We start from the raw sequence: 15,355 nt of genomic DNA on the forward strand, positions 1-15,355 counted from the left end.
AGATCTGGTTGAACTGCTATATGCGATTGAAACGGCGTAGAAAGGCTTTGCCTATGGCTGTTCGCCACAAGGACACGAGCTTCAGACAACAAAAAACCCATCAACCTTGAACCAAAACGGCGGGGTTGATGGGCTCCACAAATTGGGGACATCAAAGAAAAGCAGTGGCACTAGTTATGACTGCCCCCTGATAAAAAAGTTCTGCGCGTAACAAAAATATTTTGCACTACGCGCATTCTTAGGAGTTATCCGAGTCCGGGCCAGATGATGATAATCAGCGTACCCGCCAGCGTCAGCAGCACGTTAGCGATAGCATACGTGCCCGCATACCCCAGCGCCGGGATGTTGCTGCGCGCGGTATCGCTGATGATTTCCATAGCAGGCGCACAGGTACGCGCGCCCATCATCGCCCCGAAGAGCAGGGCGCGGTTCATGCGCAGCACGTAGGCACCGAACAGGAAGCAGATCACCACAGGTACCAGGCTGACGATAAGTCCGGAAACCAACATCTGCCAGCCGACGGCGCCGAGGCTGTGACCAATCCCGCTGCCCGCGCTTAAGCCCACGCCCGCCATAAAGACCATCAGACCGAACTCTTTCACCATGTTCAGCGCGCCCTGCGGAATGTAGCCGAAGGTCGGGTGGTTCGCTCGCAGGAAGCCCAGCATGATCCCGGCGAACAGCAGACCGGCGGCATTACCGATGCCGAAGCTGAAGTTGCTGAACTGGAAGGTGATCATCCCGATCATCAAGCCAACGATAAAGAAGGCGCAGAAGGCCAGCAGGTCGGTGACCTGGCTGTGAATGGAGATAAAGCCGATGCGGTCGGCCACGGTTTTCACGCGGCGGGCGTCGCCGCTGACCTGCAGCACGTCGCCTTTGTTGAGCACGACGTTGTCGTCGATAGGCATCTCAATCTGGCTGCGGATCACGCGGTTGAGGAAGCAGCCGTGGTCGGTCAGCTTCAGCTGCGCCAGGCGGCGGCCCACGGCGTTATGGTTTTTCACCACGATCTCTTCGGTGACGATGCGCATGTCGAGCAGGTCGCGGTCGAACACCTCTTTGCCGTTACGGAAGCTCGGATCGAGACGAGCGTGGGCGTCCGGGTAACCCACCAGCGCGATGTCATCGCCCATCTGCAGCACCGCGTCGCCGTCCGGGTTCGCCAGAATGCCGTTGCGGCGGATGCGTTCGATGTAGCAGCCCGTCTGGCGATAAATCCCCAGCTCACGCAGATTTTTGCCGTCAGCCCAGGCAACCAGCTCTGGCCCGACGCGATAGGCGCGGATCACCGGGAGATAGACTTTACGTTTGGAGTCGGTATCCAGACCGCGCTCGCGGGCGATTTGCTGGGCGCTGGTCTGCAGATCCTGGTGCTGCAGTTTTGGCAGGTAGCGTGCGCCGACAATCAGGCTCACCAGACCAATCAGATAGGTCAGGGCATAGCCGAGGCTCAGGTGGTCGAGTGCGGTAGAAAGCTGCGCGCCGGCCATGCCGGAATGGCGCAGGGTATCACCGGCACCCACGAGCACGGGGGTGGACGTCATGGAGCCCGCCAGCATACCGGCCGTTAACCCGATATCCCAGCCAAACAGTTTACCCAGCCCTAAGGCGATCAGCAGCGCGCTGCCGACCATTACCAGCGCCAGCATCAGATAATTTTTGCCGTCGCGGAAGAAAATTGAAAAAAAGTTCGGTCCTGCTTCCACGCCAACACAAAAAATAAACAGCATAAAACCTAAGTTCAGCGCGTCCGTGTTAATGCTGAAGTGCTGCTGGCCTAATAATAAGGAGACGACTAAAACGCCAATGGAATTACCAAGTTGAACTGAACCCAGGCGCAATTTACCCAGGCAAAGGCCCAGCGCCAGTACCACAAATAATAACAGGATGTAATTCCCATTTAACAAGTCTGCGACGTTTATATTCACGGAGGCTAACTTCTTGTTTACCAGTAAGTTGTTGAATGAAAGGACTTTTTGGGCTACTGTTTTCTGGGTCAGGGAAAGGCGTTAACGCTCCCTGTTTCCTGCTTTATTCCCTAAAACATTAGCTGGCGTGTAGTTTAATCGTATTAGCTACTGACAGCTACTGATTATCGCATCACCCTGTGCGTACTTTGGCAAGGATTGCCGCATTGCTTTATCTGACTGGGCGTCTACCCGACGAAAGTGTATTTGATAGAGATAAGTCAGGAGGATAGTTTGAACATTAAACGAAACTGGGCGGGGGTGATCAGCTGCTTTTTGCTGTTCACGGTCGTATGCATGTCGCTTGCTTTTAACGTGAAAGGGGCATTCAGGGCATCGGGTCATCCGGAGCTGGGGCTGCTCTTTTTTACGCTGCCGGGGGCTGCTGCCAGTTTTCTCTCCCGAAAAGGGGAGGTGGTGAAGCCGCTGTTGGGTGCCATGCTGGCCGCGCCGCTCTGTTTGCTGCTGATGCGCTTGCTCTATATCTCAACGCGGAGTTTCTGGCAGGAGCTGGCATGGTTGATGAGCGCCGTATTCTGGTGCGCCCTTGGCGCGCTCTGCTACTTATTTGTGCGCAGTCTGCTTCAGAACCGGCGGCACCACAAATAAAAACGCCCTCTCGGTGAGGGCGTCTTCACATTACTGGGCGGCAAACAGGCCCAGATGCTCTTTGGCGTAGGCTTCAAAGTCGGTGCAGCCGCCGATATGTTTCTGATCGAGGAAGATCTGCGGTACGGTTTCAACCGGCTTGCCGACGGTTTTTTCGAGATCCGCCTTCGTGATGCCTTCCGCGTGGATATCCACGTAGCGGAAGTTGAAGTCATCGCGCTCTTCGGTCAGTTTCTCAGCCAGCTCTTTCGCGCGTACACAGTATGGGCACCCTGGACGACCAAAAATTACTGCAAACATTTCTCTCTCCTCAAAAAACAAGCCTGACGGCGAATAAGACATATAGTGCCCGATAACCTGCCGCCATTAAAGAAGGTTTCGCCTGTCGCTTTGATACAGTCAGGCTATGTTTCGCCAATTACATCGTGCAAATCATTGCCTATACTGGCTGCAATACGTATTAAGCAAGACAAAGAGAGACAAGATGACACCCACGATTGACCTGCTCCGTTCCCACCGTTCCATTCGCCACTTCACCGATGAGCCGATTACCGAGGCGCAGCGTGCCGCGATTATTGACAGCGCCAGGGCGACTTCGAGCTCCAGTTTTCTGCAGTGCAGCTCCATTATCCGCATTACCGACCCGGCCATGCGCGAGCAGTTGGTGACGCTGACCGGCGGGCAGAAGCATGTGGCCCAGGCGGCGGAGTTCTGGGTGTTCTGCGCCGACTTCAACCGTCATCTGCAGATCTGCCCTGAGGCCGAGCTCGGCTTGGCCGAACAGCTGCTGCTGGGGGTGGTGGATACCGCGCTGATGGCGCAAAACGCCTTCACGGCGGCGGAATCGCTGGGGTTAGGCGGCGTTTACATCGGCGGTCTGCGTAATAACATTGAAAGCGTGACCGAGCTGCTGAAGCTGCCAAAACATGTGCTGCCGCTGTTTGGCCTGTGCCTCGGCTGGCCGGCGGATAACCCGGATCTGAAGCCGCGCATTCCTGCGGCGATGCTGGTGCATGAAAACCACTATCAGCCGGTCGATCAGGATGTCCTGAATCAATACGATGAAGAGCTGGCAAACTACTACCTGACGCGCGGCAGCAATAACCGTCGCGATACCTGGACTGACCATATTCGTCGCACCATCATTAAAGAAAATCGCCCGTTTATTCTTGATTATCTGCACAAACAGGGCTGGGCGACGCGATAGTCCATTTATCCTGCGCCTGCCTGCGTATATGATACGCAGGCTTTTTCCATGTCTTCAGAGAGGTGCAGGGTGAAAATTGCCATATTGTCCCGGGATGGAACGCTCTATTCATGTAAGCGCCTGAGAGAAGCGGCGGCGAAACGCGGGCATCAGGTTGAGATCCTCGACCCGATGTCCTGCTATATGAACATCGACCCGGCCGCCTCGTCGATTCACTACAAAGGTCGCAAGCTGCCGCATTTTGATGCGGTCATCCCCCGCATCGGCTCCCAGATTACCTACTACGGCACCGCCGCGCTGCGCCAGTTCGAGATGCTGGGCAGCTATCCGCTCAACGAATCCGTCGCCATTTCCCGCGCCCGCGACAAGCTGCGCTCGCTGCAGCTCCTTGCCCGTCAGGGGATCGATCTCCCCGTCACGGGGATTGCCCATTCACCGGACGACACCAGCGATCTGATCGACATGGTGGGCGGCGCCCCTTTGGTGATCAAGCTGGTGGAAGGCACCCAGGGCATTGGCGTGGTGCTGGCGGAGACGCGTCAGGCAGCGGAGAGCGTGATTGACGCCTTCCGCGGGCTGAATGCCCACATTCTGGTGCAGGAGTATATCGAAGAGGCCAAAGGGCGCGACATCCGCTGCTTCGTCGTGGGAAACGAGGTGGTGGCAGCCATTGAGCGTCAGGCCAAAGAGGGGGATTTCCGTTCTAACCTTCACCGCGGCGGCGTCGCGCGTGTAGCCGATATCAGCGACCGGGAGCGGGAAATTGCGGTGAAAGCCGCGCAAACCCTGGGGCTGGACGTGGCGGGTGTAGACCTGCTGCGCGCAACGCGCGGGCCGCTGGTCATGGAGGTGAACGCCTCGCCGGGGCTGGAAGGCGTGGAAAAAACCACAGGGGTCGATATTGCGGGTAAAATGATCTTATGGATCGAGCGTCATGCGACGCCGGGCTACTGTCTGAAAACGGGTGGTTAAATGGATTACCGCGCGCTTTTTGAGTACCCTATGCGAAGTTTTTATTAAAGAGGCTGCATCGCGATGGATTTACAGGTCGTACCTACACTGGATACGTTACGTCAATGGCTTGATGATGCCGGAATTACATTCTTCGAATGCGATTCCTGCCAGGCGCTGCATCTGCCTCATATGCAGAATTTCGACGGCATTTTCGATGCCAAAATCGATCTGATTAACGACGTGATCCTTTTCTCCGCGCTGGCCGAAGTGAAGCCGTCCGCGCTGCTGGCGCTGGCCTCCGACCTGTCGGCCATCAATGCCAGTTCTTTGACGGTGAAGGCATTTCTCGACATACAGGATGATAATCTGCCAAAACTGGTCGTTTGCCAGTCTTTATTCTCCGGGGCAGGGCTGTCGTTCAAGCAGTTCGCCTGGTTTATGCGCCTGAGCGAAGAGCAAATTTCGATGGTCATGATGGAAGCCAATGCACATCATCTGCTGTATAGCGCGGAAGATGATGCAGAGAATAATGATGCATCTCCCAATTTTCTTCACTAAGCCTGTCTGACTTTTGCGCAGTCGCTGCCACGGCGGCTGCAGAAGGCCATTTTTTCTGCTGCTTTTAACCTTCCTTTAAAGAATTATTCACCTCCCTGAAGGCCGTTTCGGCTTATCACGTAGACTTAACCTGCATAAAAAATTGATAAAAGGCGTTTTTTCGTCTGGGCTATAGCCGGAGACACGGGCTACAGTTATTCTTGCGATGCTTCAAAAAGCGAGCGGAAGCTGCCGGGTAAAGAGGTTTCTTTTTATTTTGAGCAGAGCGACAAACTATGCATGATTTTTGCATATATCCAGATTGCACAGTTTTAGTTCGTTTGTTAACGAGCTTTCAGAAGGAATAACACTATGATCGCCTTGAATAAAAAATGGTTATCGGGTCTGGTTGCGGGTGCTCTGATGGCCGTCTCTGCCGGCACGCTCGCTGCGGAACAAAAAACGCTGCACGTTTATAACTGGTCTGACTATATTGCGCCGGACACGGTGGCAAATTTTGAAAAAGAGACCGGCATTAAAGTGGTCTACGACGTGTTCGATTCCAACGAAGTGCTGGAAGGAAAACTGATGGCGGGCAGCACCGGGTTTGACCTCGTGGTGCCTTCCGCAAGCTTCCTCGAGCGCCAGCTGACGGCAGGCGTTTTCCAGCCGCTGGATAAGAGCAAGTTACCGAACTGGAAAAATCTCGATCCGGAAGTGCTGAAGCTGGTGGCCAAGCACGACCCGGACAACAAATACGCGATGCCGTATCTCTGGGCGACCACCGGTATCGGTTTTAACGTTGATAAAGTGAAGGCGGCGCTGGGCCCGGACGTGAAGCTGGACAGCTGGGACGTGGTGCTGAAGCCGGAAAACCTTGAGAAGCTGAAAAGCTGCGGCGTCTCCTTCCTCGATGCGCCGGAAGAGATTTTCGCGACCGTGCTGAACTACCTGGGCAAAGACCCGAACAGCAATAAGGCGGATGATTACACCGGCCCGGCGACCGATCTGCTGCTGAAGCTGCGTCCAAACATTCGTTACTTCCACTCTTCCCAGTACATTAACGACCTGGCGAACGGCGACATCTGCGTCGCGATTGGCTGGGCAGGGGACGTATGGCAGGCGGCTAACCGCGCGAAAGAGGCGAAAAACGGCGTGAACGTCTCTTACTTCATTCCGAAGGAGGGGGCGCTGGCCTTCTTTGACGTCTTCGCGATGCCGGCTGACGCGAAAAACAAAGACGAAGCGTATCAGTTCCTTAACTACCTGATGCGTCCTGAGGTTATCGCCCACATCAGCGACCACGTTTACTATGCGAACGGTAACAAGGCCTCCGTGCCGCTGGTGAGCGAAGAGATCCGTAATAACCCGGCTATCTATCCGCCAGCGGATGTGTTCGCCAAGCTCTTCACCCTGAAAGTTCAGGATCCAAAAATTGACCGCGTGCGTACCCGCGCGTGGACCAAGGTGAAAAGCGGTAAATAACGGCGTTTGGTATTGCTGCCCGGTGGCGCTATCGCTTACCGGGCCTCTACAACCCGTAGGCCGGGCAAGCGTTAGCGCCGCCCGGCGATGCGCACCCTGACGGTGCGTTTGCACCAGTTTTGATCTCTACCGGAGAACACCCCGTGAATGACGCGATCCCCCGCCCGCAGGCGAAAGTCCGTAAAGCGCTGACCCCGCTGCTTGAAATTCGTAACCTCACCAAATCTTTTGATGGCCAGCATGCCGTGGATGACGTCAGCCTGACGATCTATAAAGGCGAAATTTTTGCCCTTCTGGGGGCCTCTGGCTGCGGTAAATCGACCCTGCTGCGTATGCTGGCCGGTTTTGAACAGCCCACCGCCGGGCAGATCGTGCTCGACGGCGTGGATCTCTCCAGCGTGCCGCCGTATCAGCGCCCGATCAACATGATGTTCCAGTCCTACGCGCTGTTTCCGCACATGACGGTGGAGCAGAACATCGCCTTCGGCCTGAAGCAGGACAAGCTGCCGAAAGCCGAAATTACCGCGCGCGTGGCCGAGATGCTGAGCCTCGTGCACATGCAGGAGTTCGCGAAGCGTAAGCCGCACCAGCTCTCCGGCGGCCAGCGCCAGCGCGTGGCCCTGGCCCGCAGCCTGGCAAAACGCCCGAAACTGCTGCTGCTCGACGAACCGATGGGCGCGCTGGATAAAAAGCTGCGCGACCGTATGCAGCTCGAAGTGGTCGATATCCTCGAGCGCGTGGGGGTGACCTGCGTGATGGTGACCCACGACCAGGAAGAGGCCATGACCATGGCCGGACGTATCGCCATCATGAACCGCGGCAAGTTCGTGCAGATTGGCGAACCGGAAGAGATTTATGAGCATCCGACCACCCGCTACAGCGCGGAGTTCATCGGCTCGGTTAACGTTTTCGAAGGGCTGCTGAAAGATCGTCAGGAAGACGGTCTGGTCATCGAATCGCCGGGGCTGCAGCATCCGCTTAAGGTTGATCCGGATAGCTCGGTAGTGGATAACGTGCCGGTCTACGTCGCGCTACGTCCGGAGAAGATCATGCTCTGTGAAGACCCGCCTGCTGATGGCTATAACTTTGCCGTCGGGGAAGTGGTGCACATTGCCTATCTGGGCGATCTCTCTATCTATCACGTGCGCCTGAAAAGCGGGCAGATGCTCAGCGCGCAGTTACAGAACGAACATCGCTATCGCAAGGGACAGCCGACCTGGGGCGACGAAGTGCGCCTGTGTTGGGATGCAGACAGTTGCGTTGTGCTGACGGTATAAGGAGCGGCCAATGAGTACACTTGAACCTCCAGCCCGCGTCGAAAAGCCGGGCGGCTTTGCCCACTGGCTGACGCGCATGCAGATGAAGCACGGCCGCAAGCTGGTGATCGCCATGCCGTACGTGTGGCTGATCCTGCTGTTCCTGCTGCCGTTCCTGATTGTTTTCAAGATAAGCCTGGCGGAAATGGCGCGGGCGATCCCGCCTTACACCAACCTGCTGGACTGGGCCGACGGGCAGCTGACGCTGACCTTAAACCTGGGTAACTTCCTGCAGCTCACCGACGATCCGCTCTATTTCGAAGCCTATCTGCAGTCGCTGCAGGTGGCGGCGATCTCGACGCTCTGCTGTCTGGTGATGGGCTACCCGCTGGCGTGGGCGGTGGCGCACAGCAAGCCGTCGACGCGAAATATCCTGCTGCTGCTGGTGATTTTACCGTCGTGGACCTCGTTCCTGATCCGCGTTTACGCGTGGATGGGGATCCTGAAAAACAACGGCGTGCTAAATAACTTCCTGATGTGGCTCGGGGTTATCGATCAGCCGCTGACGATCCTGCACACCAATCTCGCGGTCTATATCGGCATTGTATACGCCTATCTGCCGTTTATGGTGCTGCCGATCTACACGGCGCTGACGCGTATCGACTACTCGCTGGTGGAAGCGTCGCTCGATCTCGGTGCCCGTCCGTTAAAAACTTTCTTCAGCGTCATTGTCCCGCTGACCAAAGGCGGCATTATCGCCGGGTCGATGCTGGTCTTTATCCCGGCGGTGGGGGAGTTTGTGATCCCGGAACTGCTCGGCGGGCCTGACAGCATCATGATTGGCCGCGTGCTGTGGCAGGAGTTCTTCAATAACCGCGACTGGCCGGTGGCCTCGGCGGTGGCGATCGTGATGCTACTGCTGCTGATCGTGCCGATCATGTGGTTCCACAAGCATCAGCAGAAACAGATGGGAGATCACGGATGAACAACTTACCGGTAGTGCGCTCCCCGTGGCGAATTGCGATCCTGGTCATCGGCTTTACCTTCCTGTATGCGCCGATGCTGATGCTGGTGATCTACTCGTTTAACAGCTCCAAGCTGGTGACGGTCTGGGCAGGCTGGTCGACGCGCTGGTACAGCGAGCTGTTCCACGATGATGCGATGATGAGCGCGGTGGGGCTGAGCCTGACCATTGCGGCGCTGGCGGCGACCATGGCGTCCGTGCTGGGCACGATCGCCGCGCTGGTGATGGTGCGCTTCGGGCGTTTTCGCGGTTCAAACGGCTTCGCCTTTATGATCACCGCTCCGCTGGTGATGCCGGACGTGATCACCGGTCTCGCGCTGTTGCTGCTGTTCGTGGCCCTGGCGCACGCCATCGGCTGGCCGGCGGACCGCGGGATGCTCACCATCTGGCTGGCGCACGTCACCTTCTGTACCGCCTATGTCGCGGTGGTGATCGCCTCGCGCCTGCGCGAGCTGGATCGCTCCATTGAAGAGGCGGCGATGGATCTCGGCGCGACGCCGCTGAAGGTCTTTTTCATCATCACGCTGCCGATGATTATGCCGGCGGTGATCTCCGGCTGGCTGCTGGCGTTTACCCTGTCGCTCGACGATCTGGTTATCGCCAGCTTTGTCTCCGGCCCGGGGGCGACGACGCTGCCGATGCTGGTCTTCTCCAGCGTGCGCATGGGGGTCAACCCGGAGATCAACGCCCTGGCCTCTATCATCCTCGGTGTGGTCGGAATTGTCGGATTTATCGCCTGGTATTTGATGGCGCGCGCGGAAAAACAGCGCGTGCGCGATATCCAGCGTGCAAGACGCGGCTGAAGGATTTAAAATTTCCAGTGATGTGCCGCGCATGACGCGGCACTGTTTTTCAGGGAAGTAAAACATTGGGATTATTAAAAAAATCACGTATTACGCACGCACGTCCTAACGTACCTGCACTGGTTCAGGTGGCGGCGCTCGCCATTATTATGATCCGCTGCCTGGACGTGCTGATGATTCTGAATACCCTGGGTGTGCGCGGCATCGGTGAATTCATTCACCGCAGCGTGCAGACGTGGAATCTGACGCTGGTCTTTTTGAGCAGTCTGGTGCTGGTGTTTATCGAGATCTACTGCGCGTTTTCGCTGGTTAAAGGGCGCAACTGGGCGCGCTGGGTCTATATGCTGACGCAGATTACCGCGGCGAGCTATCTGTGGGCCGCTTCGCTGGGGTATGGCTACCCGGAGCTGTTCAGTATTGCCGGTGAGTCCAAACGCGAGATCCTGCGCGCGCTGTTTATGCAAAAACTGCCGGACATGCTGGTGCTCTTTCTTCTCTTCGTTCCGGCCTCCAGTCGGCGGTTCTTCCGCCTGCAATAATGTGTATAATCGCAGCCCTCGTGATTTTTAAGGTTTTCATATGCAGTGCGCACTCTATGACGCCGGACGCTGCCGCTCCTGTCAGTGGATAGAACAACCGGTCTCTCAACAACTCACCGCCAAAATGGCCGACCTGCAACAGCTGCTGGCAGAACACGCGGTGGGCGAGTGGTGCGCACCCGTCAGCGGCCCTGAGCAGGGTTTTCGCAATAAAGCCAAAATGGTGGTCAGCGGCAGCGTGGAAAAACCGCTGCTGGGGATGCTGCACCGCGACGGCACGCCGGAAGACTTAACCGACTGCCCGCTCTATCCCGCTTCCTTTGCGCCGGTCTTTGCCGCACTCAAGCCGTTTATTGCCCGGGCAGGGTTAACGCCCTATAACGTGGCCCGCAAGCGCGGCGAGCTGAAATACCTTCTGCTGACGGAAAGCCAGAAAGACGGCGGCATGATGCTGCGCTTCGTGCTGCGCTCTGAAACTAAGCTGTCGCAGTTGCGCGCGGCGCTGCCGTGGCTGCAGGAACAGCTTCCGCAGTTGAAGGTCATTACGGCGAACATTCAGCCGGTGCATATGGCGATCATGGAAGGGGAGAAAGAGATTTTCTTCACCGACCAGCACGCGCTGGCTGAGAGCTTCAACGGCGTGCCGCTGTGGATCCGCCCGCAAAGCTTCTTCCAGACCAACCCGACCGTGGCAAGCAGCCTGTACGCCACCGCCCGCGACTGGGTGCGTGCGTTGAACGTTCACCACATGTGGGATCTGTTCTGCGGCGTGGGCGGGTTTGGTCTGCACTGCGCCACGCCGGAGATGCAGCTCACCGGCATTGAGATCTCTGCCGAAGCGATTGCCTGCGCGAAGCAGTCCGCCGCCGAACTGGGGTTAACGAATCTGCACTTCCAGGCGCTCGACTCCACGCAGTTCGCAACCGGCCAGGGCAACGTACCTGAGCTGGTGCTGGTCAACCCGCCGCGCCGCGGCATCGGCAATGCGCTGTGCGACTACCTGAGCCAGATGGCGCCGGAATACATCATCTATTCCAGCTGCAACGCGCAGACCATGGCGAAAGACATTGCGCAACTACCGGGCTATCGCGTTGAACGCGTTCAGCTTTTCGATATGTTCCCGCATACCGCGCATTATGAAGTGTTGACGTTGCTGGTGAAAACGCACTAATCCTCAACATCGCCCGGTGGCGCTGCGCTTACCGGGCCTACGATCCGGAGTAGGCCGGGTAAGGCGTAGCCGCCACCCGGCTTTGTTTGCTCAACCCAGGAATGCGACTCCCGCCTCTGTTTTAAGCCAGCGTGGCGCTTTCAACTGGTCGGCAAAATAGCCTGTCAGCTCAAAGAGCAGATCACCCATCACGCGGGCTGACTCCGGCGCAAGTACCCCCCTATTAAGAGTTGCGTAATCTCCTCACAATAACGGCACAGTTGATCAGGCTCCGCGTTGAATGCAGGTTCTCTTTCTGGGAAAACGTCCACCGTTAATCGTTCATACAAATGCTCCGGCACAGGTTCCAGCAGCATCGGGCGGAGCAAGGCAAGACAGGTGGCGAGGCGGCCACAGAGCGCGATTTTTCTGGCAGGATCGGTTTCTTCAACCAGCGCTTCGCAGTAGCGCTGGCAGTTGTCGGCCAGATCGGTGAAATCGGTATTGTGATTAACAGGAAGTGTGAGAAGTGTGTCTGAAAAAGACGAGACGATCGACATATAAACATCCTCAGTATGTTGGTTTGTTACCTTCCAAATCTTCAACAAAATGTGAACTCTTCATCCCGGCGAAATCAGGTAAGCTTACGTCATAAGAAATGAATGAAGGCTTACCCATGAAGCAGATCCTGCTGGTGGAAGACGACCACGATATCGCGGCGCTTCTGCGACTCAATTTAGAAGACGAAGGCTACGCCATCACCCACGAGCCCGACGGGGGCAACGCCCTGCAGCGTCTTGAAGCACAGACGTGGGATGCGGTGATCCTCGACCTGATGCTGCCCAACGTGGACGGTCTGGAGATTTGCCGCCGCATCCGTCAGATGACGCGCTACCTGCCGGTGATCATCATCAGCGCCCGCAGCAGCGAAACCGACCGCATCACCGGGCTGGAAACCGGCGCCGACGACTATCTGGCAAAACCGTTCTCCGTGCAGGAGCTGATTGCGCGTATCAAAGCACTGTTTCGTCGCCAGCAGGCGATGGGGCAGGCGCAAACCGACGGACACATTCAGGCGCACGGACTGACCATCGATCCGCTGGCGCGCAGCGTGCTGCTTCACGGCCAGGTGGTGGACCTCACCCCGCGCGAGTTCGAACTGCTCTACTTCTTTGCCCGTCATCCCGGCGAGGTGTTCTCCCGTCTGGCGCTGCTGGAGCAGGTCTGGGGCTACCAGCATGAAGGCTACGAGCACACCGTCAACACCCATATCAACCGCCTGCGCATCAAGATAGAGAAGGACGCCGCCGAGCCGGAGATCATTCGCACCGTCTGGGGCAAGGGCTACAAATTTGCGGAGCCGCAGCATGATGCGTCGCTTTAGCCTGAGCCAGCGCCTGACGCTGCTCTTCATCCTGCTGATGATGCTCTGTGCCGCCGTCGCCTGCGCGGTACAGCTCTACAGCAGCATGCAGTACGGTAACGCAATGGTGCAGCGTTTGTCGGGTGGGCTGGCGCAGCAGATCGTCCAGCGCGAACCGATTCTGGACGCGCAGGGCCGGGTCGACCGCAGCGCGCTGAAACCGCTGTTTGGCCGGCTGATGACCTTTAATCCGAGCGTTGAGCTGTACGTTATCTCTCCTGACGGCGATATCCTCGCCGATGCCGCACCGCCGGGTCATGTTCAGCGGCAAAAAATCGATCTGGCGCCGGTGCAGAGCTTCCTGAGCGGCACCGCCATGCCGGTACTGGGCGACGATCCGCGCAGTCAAAATCAAAAAGTCTTCAGTGCCACGCCGCTGCGGCAGGACGGCGAGCTGAAAGGCTATCTGTACATTATCTTGCAGGGCGAGGAGTCAAACGCCCTGGCGGAAATGGCCTGGCACAAGGCGCTGTGGAGTACCGTCCTGTGGTCAATGCTGTGGGTCGCGCTGTTTGGGCTGCTGGCAGGGCTGCTGGTCTGGTACTGGGTCACGCGCCCGGTCAAACAGCTGACGGTGGAGGTCGCCGGGCTGGAGCAGGACAGCATGAGCGCAATCAGGCTGCTGGCGGCACAGACGCCGGACGCGGCGGCAAAAGATGAAGTGGCGATCCTGCGCAACAGCTTTATCGAGCTGGCGCGCAAAATCACCCAACAGTGGGATCGGCTGGCCGACAGCGATCGCCAGCGTCGGGAGTTTATCGCCAATATTTCGCACGATCTCCGCACGCCGCTGACCTCACTGCTGGGCTATCTCGAAACCCTGTCGCTCAAATCCGCCACCCTGACGCCGCAGGAGCACCAGCAGTATCTCGCCACCGCGCTGCGTCAGGGGCAAAAAGTCCGGCATCTTTCGCAGCAGCTGTTTGAGCTGGCACGCCTTGAACACGGTGGTATTAAACCCCAGCGCGAGCGGTTCGCAATGGCGGAGCTGATTTCCGACGTGGCGCAGAAGTTTGAGCTCACGGCCCGCACGCGAGAGGTCAATCTGCATATTGACGTGCCGGGGCCGCTGCCGATGGTAAACGCCGATGTGTCGATGATTGAACGCGTGGTGACCAACCTGCTGGATAACGCGATGCGCCATACGCCTGGCGGCGGAGAAATTCGTCTGGCGGTGTGGCAGGAAAATGAACAGCTGCAGGTCGAAGTGTCCGACAGCGGAACGGGTGTGGATGCCTCGCTGCGCGACGATCTTTTCCAGCGGCCGTCGGCGCTCAATACCCAGGCCTCGCGGGAGAATCGCGGCGGGTTGGGGCTATTAATCGTGAAACGGATGCTGGAGCTGCACGGGGGCGGGATCAGGCTAATGGAGTCGGTGAGCGGGGCACGGTTCAGGTTCTTTGTGCCGTTATGAGAGAGTGCCGGGCGGCGCTGCGCTTGCCCGGCCTACAAATCCCCCCGTAGGCCGGGTAAGGCGAAGCCGTCACCCGGCAAAAGACATTACTGCGGGAACCACTGCTCGCTGATTTTCTGGTACGTACCGTCCGCTTTAATCGCTTTCAGCGCGCCGTTCAGTTTTTCCAGAAGCGCTTTGTTATCCGGACGTACCGCGATGCCGAGGCCCGTGCCGAAGTACTGTGGATCGGTCACTTTCTCGGTAGCCGTGCCCAGTTGCGGGTTGGTTTTGAGCCACTCGTTCACCACGGCGGTGTCGCCGAAGACGCCGTCGATACGGCCATTTTTCAGGTCGATAATCGCGTTCTGGTAGCTGTCATAGGCCACGGTTTTCACTTCAGGATGTTTGTCCTGCAGGTATTTCTGGTGCGTGGTGCCGTTTTCCATCCCGATGCGTTTGCCTTTCAGCTGATCGAAAGAGGTATACGCGCCTTTCTTCGCAATCACCACCGCCGAGTTGGCGTAGTACGGGTCGGTGAACGCCACCTGCTTGCTGCGCTCAGGCGTGATGTCCATCCCGGAGATCACCGCGTCGTATTTTTTGAACTTCAGCGACGGGATCAGGCTGTCAAAAGCATGGTTAGTAAAGGTGCAGTCGGCCTGCATCTGTTTGCACAGCGCTTTCGCCAGATCGATATCGAAACCGACGATCTGGTTGCTGGCATCCAGCGACTCAAACGGCGGATAGGTGGCGGACACGCCGAAACTGATTTTATCCGCAGCGGATGCGCCAGCGGCGAAGGTGGCGAGTAATGCGGCCAGAACTAACTTTTTCATTGTAATGCTCCCGTCTGTCTTATTGATGCGCCGTGTCTGCGGCCTGGATGTACAATGCCAGTTAATGAATTTATATGCAATAAAAATGATTAAGTATTATTTTTATCGCAAAAAAAAGCGGATAACCCATCAGGTTACCCGCTTTATGAATACCGTTTTATGCATT

General features: G+C 57.2%; 15 protein-coding genes and 1 pseudogene. 12 read left to right on the plus strand and 4 right to left on the minus strand.

Features of this window, described 5'->3' with window-relative positions; all coding sequences use genetic code 11:
- Positions 1-245 precede the first annotated feature (245 nt).
- On the minus strand, positions 246-1,931 hold the full coding sequence (locus tag ACMGGQ_RS05110) for an aspartate:alanine antiporter (protein WP_014169303.1): 1,686 nt from the start codon (positions 1,929-1,931) through the stop codon (positions 246-248).
- 273 nt (positions 1,932-2,204) lie between these two features.
- On the opposite strand from ACMGGQ_RS05110, the gene ACMGGQ_RS05115 reads away from it, so the two are divergent.
- A complete protein-coding gene (locus tag ACMGGQ_RS05115) occupies positions 2,205-2,579 on the plus strand; it encodes an inner membrane protein YbjM (RefSeq protein ID WP_420289671.1) in 375 nt (124 codons plus the stop codon).
- 30 nt (positions 2,580-2,609) lie between these two features.
- On the opposite strand, the gene ACMGGQ_RS05120 is transcribed toward ACMGGQ_RS05115, so the two are convergent.
- Entirely contained in the window at positions 2,610-2,879 is a 270-nt protein-coding gene (locus ACMGGQ_RS05120) for a GrxA family glutaredoxin (RefSeq protein WP_006809455.1), read from the minus strand.
- Between the two features lie 184 nt (positions 2,880-3,063).
- Between ACMGGQ_RS05120 and nfsA the strand changes: the two genes are divergently transcribed.
- From nfsA to rlmC, 9 genes are all read left to right on the plus strand, one after another.
- Positions 3,064-3,786: a nitroreductase NfsA gene (gene nfsA, locus ACMGGQ_RS05125; protein WP_045908437.1), complete on the plus strand. Its 723-nt coding sequence runs from the start codon at positions 3,064-3,066 to the stop codon at positions 3,784-3,786.
- Positions 3,787-3,855: 69 nt separating this feature from the next.
- Positions 3,856-4,758, plus strand: coding sequence for a 30S ribosomal protein S6--L-glutamate ligase (gene rimK / locus ACMGGQ_RS05130; RefSeq protein ID WP_045908436.1), 903 nt, complete (start codon positions 3,856-3,858; stop codon positions 4,756-4,758).
- 63 nt (positions 4,759-4,821) lie between these two features.
- Positions 4,822-5,298 (plus strand): YbjN domain-containing protein, encoded by a 477-nt coding sequence (locus tag ACMGGQ_RS05135; RefSeq protein WP_003858385.1) that lies wholly within the window; start codon positions 4,822-4,824, stop codon positions 5,296-5,298.
- A gap of 351 nt (positions 5,299-5,649) precedes the next feature.
- Positions 5,650-6,762, plus strand: a complete 1,113-nt coding sequence (potF, locus tag ACMGGQ_RS05140; protein ID WP_045908435.1) for a spermidine/putrescine ABC transporter substrate-binding protein PotF — start codon at positions 5,650-5,652, stop codon at positions 6,760-6,762.
- A gap of 143 nt (positions 6,763-6,905) precedes the next feature.
- Positions 6,906-8,039 (plus strand): putrescine ABC transporter ATP-binding subunit PotG, encoded by a 1,134-nt coding sequence (potG, locus tag ACMGGQ_RS05145; protein ID WP_045327359.1) that lies wholly within the window; start codon positions 6,906-6,908, stop codon positions 8,037-8,039.
- A 10-nt stretch (positions 8,040-8,049) separates the two neighbouring features.
- Positions 8,050-9,003, plus strand: coding sequence for a putrescine ABC transporter permease PotH (gene potH, locus ACMGGQ_RS05150; RefSeq protein ID WP_024907854.1), 954 nt, complete (start codon positions 8,050-8,052; stop codon positions 9,001-9,003).
- On the plus strand, positions 9,000-9,845 hold the full coding sequence (gene potI / locus ACMGGQ_RS05155; RefSeq protein ID WP_008503447.1) for a putrescine ABC transporter permease PotI: 846 nt from the start codon (positions 9,000-9,002) through the stop codon (positions 9,843-9,845). Before potH ends, potI begins: the two co-directional genes overlap by 4 nt.
- A 65-nt stretch (positions 9,846-9,910) precedes the next feature.
- Positions 9,911-10,384 (plus strand): YbjO family protein, encoded by a 474-nt coding sequence (locus tag ACMGGQ_RS05160; RefSeq protein ID WP_045908434.1) that lies wholly within the window; start codon positions 9,911-9,913, stop codon positions 10,382-10,384.
- 40 nt (positions 10,385-10,424) lie between these two features.
- Positions 10,425-11,555: a 23S rRNA (uracil(747)-C(5))-methyltransferase RlmC gene (gene rlmC / locus ACMGGQ_RS05165; RefSeq protein WP_420289672.1), complete on the plus strand. Its 1,131-nt coding sequence runs from the start codon at positions 10,425-10,427 to the stop codon at positions 11,553-11,555.
- Between the two features lie 90 nt (positions 11,556-11,645).
- Here the strand turns inward: rlmC and ACMGGQ_RS05170 are convergent.
- Positions 11,646-12,094, minus strand: a pseudogene (locus tag ACMGGQ_RS05170) (hypothetical protein).
- 116 nt (positions 12,095-12,210) lie between these two features.
- Between ACMGGQ_RS05170 and ACMGGQ_RS05175 the strand changes: the two are divergent.
- Positions 12,211-12,918, plus strand: coding sequence for a response regulator transcription factor (locus ACMGGQ_RS05175; protein ID WP_025912904.1), 708 nt, complete (start codon positions 12,211-12,213; stop codon positions 12,916-12,918).
- Complete coding sequence (locus ACMGGQ_RS05180) at positions 12,902-14,371, plus strand: sensor histidine kinase (RefSeq protein ID WP_325841617.1); 1,470 nt, start codon at positions 12,902-12,904, stop codon at positions 14,369-14,371. The genes ACMGGQ_RS05175 and ACMGGQ_RS05180 overlap by 17 nt, the downstream gene beginning before the upstream one ends.
- Before the next feature lie 86 nt (positions 14,372-14,457).
- Here the strand turns inward: ACMGGQ_RS05180 and artJ are convergent, their stop codons facing one another.
- Entirely contained in the window at positions 14,458-15,189 is a 732-nt protein-coding gene (artJ, locus tag ACMGGQ_RS05185) for an arginine ABC transporter substrate-binding protein ArtJ (RefSeq protein ID WP_032673560.1), read from the minus strand.
- Positions 15,190-15,355: the final 166 nt, after the last annotated feature.

Source organism: Enterobacter sp. BNK-13 (assembly GCF_048685015.1).
GTDB classification, from domain to species: domain Bacteria; phylum Pseudomonadota; class Gammaproteobacteria; order Enterobacterales; family Enterobacteriaceae; genus Enterobacter; species Enterobacter quasiroggenkampii.

What these genes read in the sequence shown, in the direction of transcription:
- ACMGGQ_RS05180 (WP_325841617.1), top strand. Translation starts at nt 12,902, where the DNA reads ATGATGCGTCGCTTTAGCCTGAGCCAGCGCCTGACGCTGCTCTTCATC.
- nfsA (WP_045908437.1), top strand. Translation starts at nt 3,064, where the DNA reads ATGACACCCACGATTGACCTGCTCCGTTCCCACCGTTCCATTCGCCAC.
- potF (WP_045908435.1), top strand. Translation starts at nt 5,650, where the DNA reads ATGATCGCCTTGAATAAAAAATGGTTATCGGGTCTGGTTGCGGGTGCT.
- ACMGGQ_RS05135 (WP_003858385.1), top strand. Translation starts at nt 4,822, where the DNA reads ATGGATTTACAGGTCGTACCTACACTGGATACGTTACGTCAATGGCTT.
- potH (WP_024907854.1), top strand. Translation starts at nt 8,050, where the DNA reads ATGAGTACACTTGAACCTCCAGCCCGCGTCGAAAAGCCGGGCGGCTTT.
- rlmC (WP_420289672.1), top strand. Translation starts at nt 10,425, where the DNA reads ATGCAGTGCGCACTCTATGACGCCGGACGCTGCCGCTCCTGTCAGTGG.
- ACMGGQ_RS05175 (WP_025912904.1), top strand. Translation starts at nt 12,211, where the DNA reads ATGAAGCAGATCCTGCTGGTGGAAGACGACCACGATATCGCGGCGCTT.
- artJ (WP_032673560.1), bottom strand. Translation starts at nt 15,189, where the DNA reads ATGAAAAAGTTAGTTCTGGCCGCATTACTCGCCACCTTCGCCGCTGGC.
- potI (WP_008503447.1), top strand. Translation starts at nt 9,000, where the DNA reads ATGAACAACTTACCGGTAGTGCGCTCCCCGTGGCGAATTGCGATCCTG.
- ACMGGQ_RS05120 (WP_006809455.1), bottom strand. Translation starts at nt 2,879, where the DNA reads ATGTTTGCAGTAATTTTTGGTCGTCCAGGGTGCCCATACTGTGTACGC.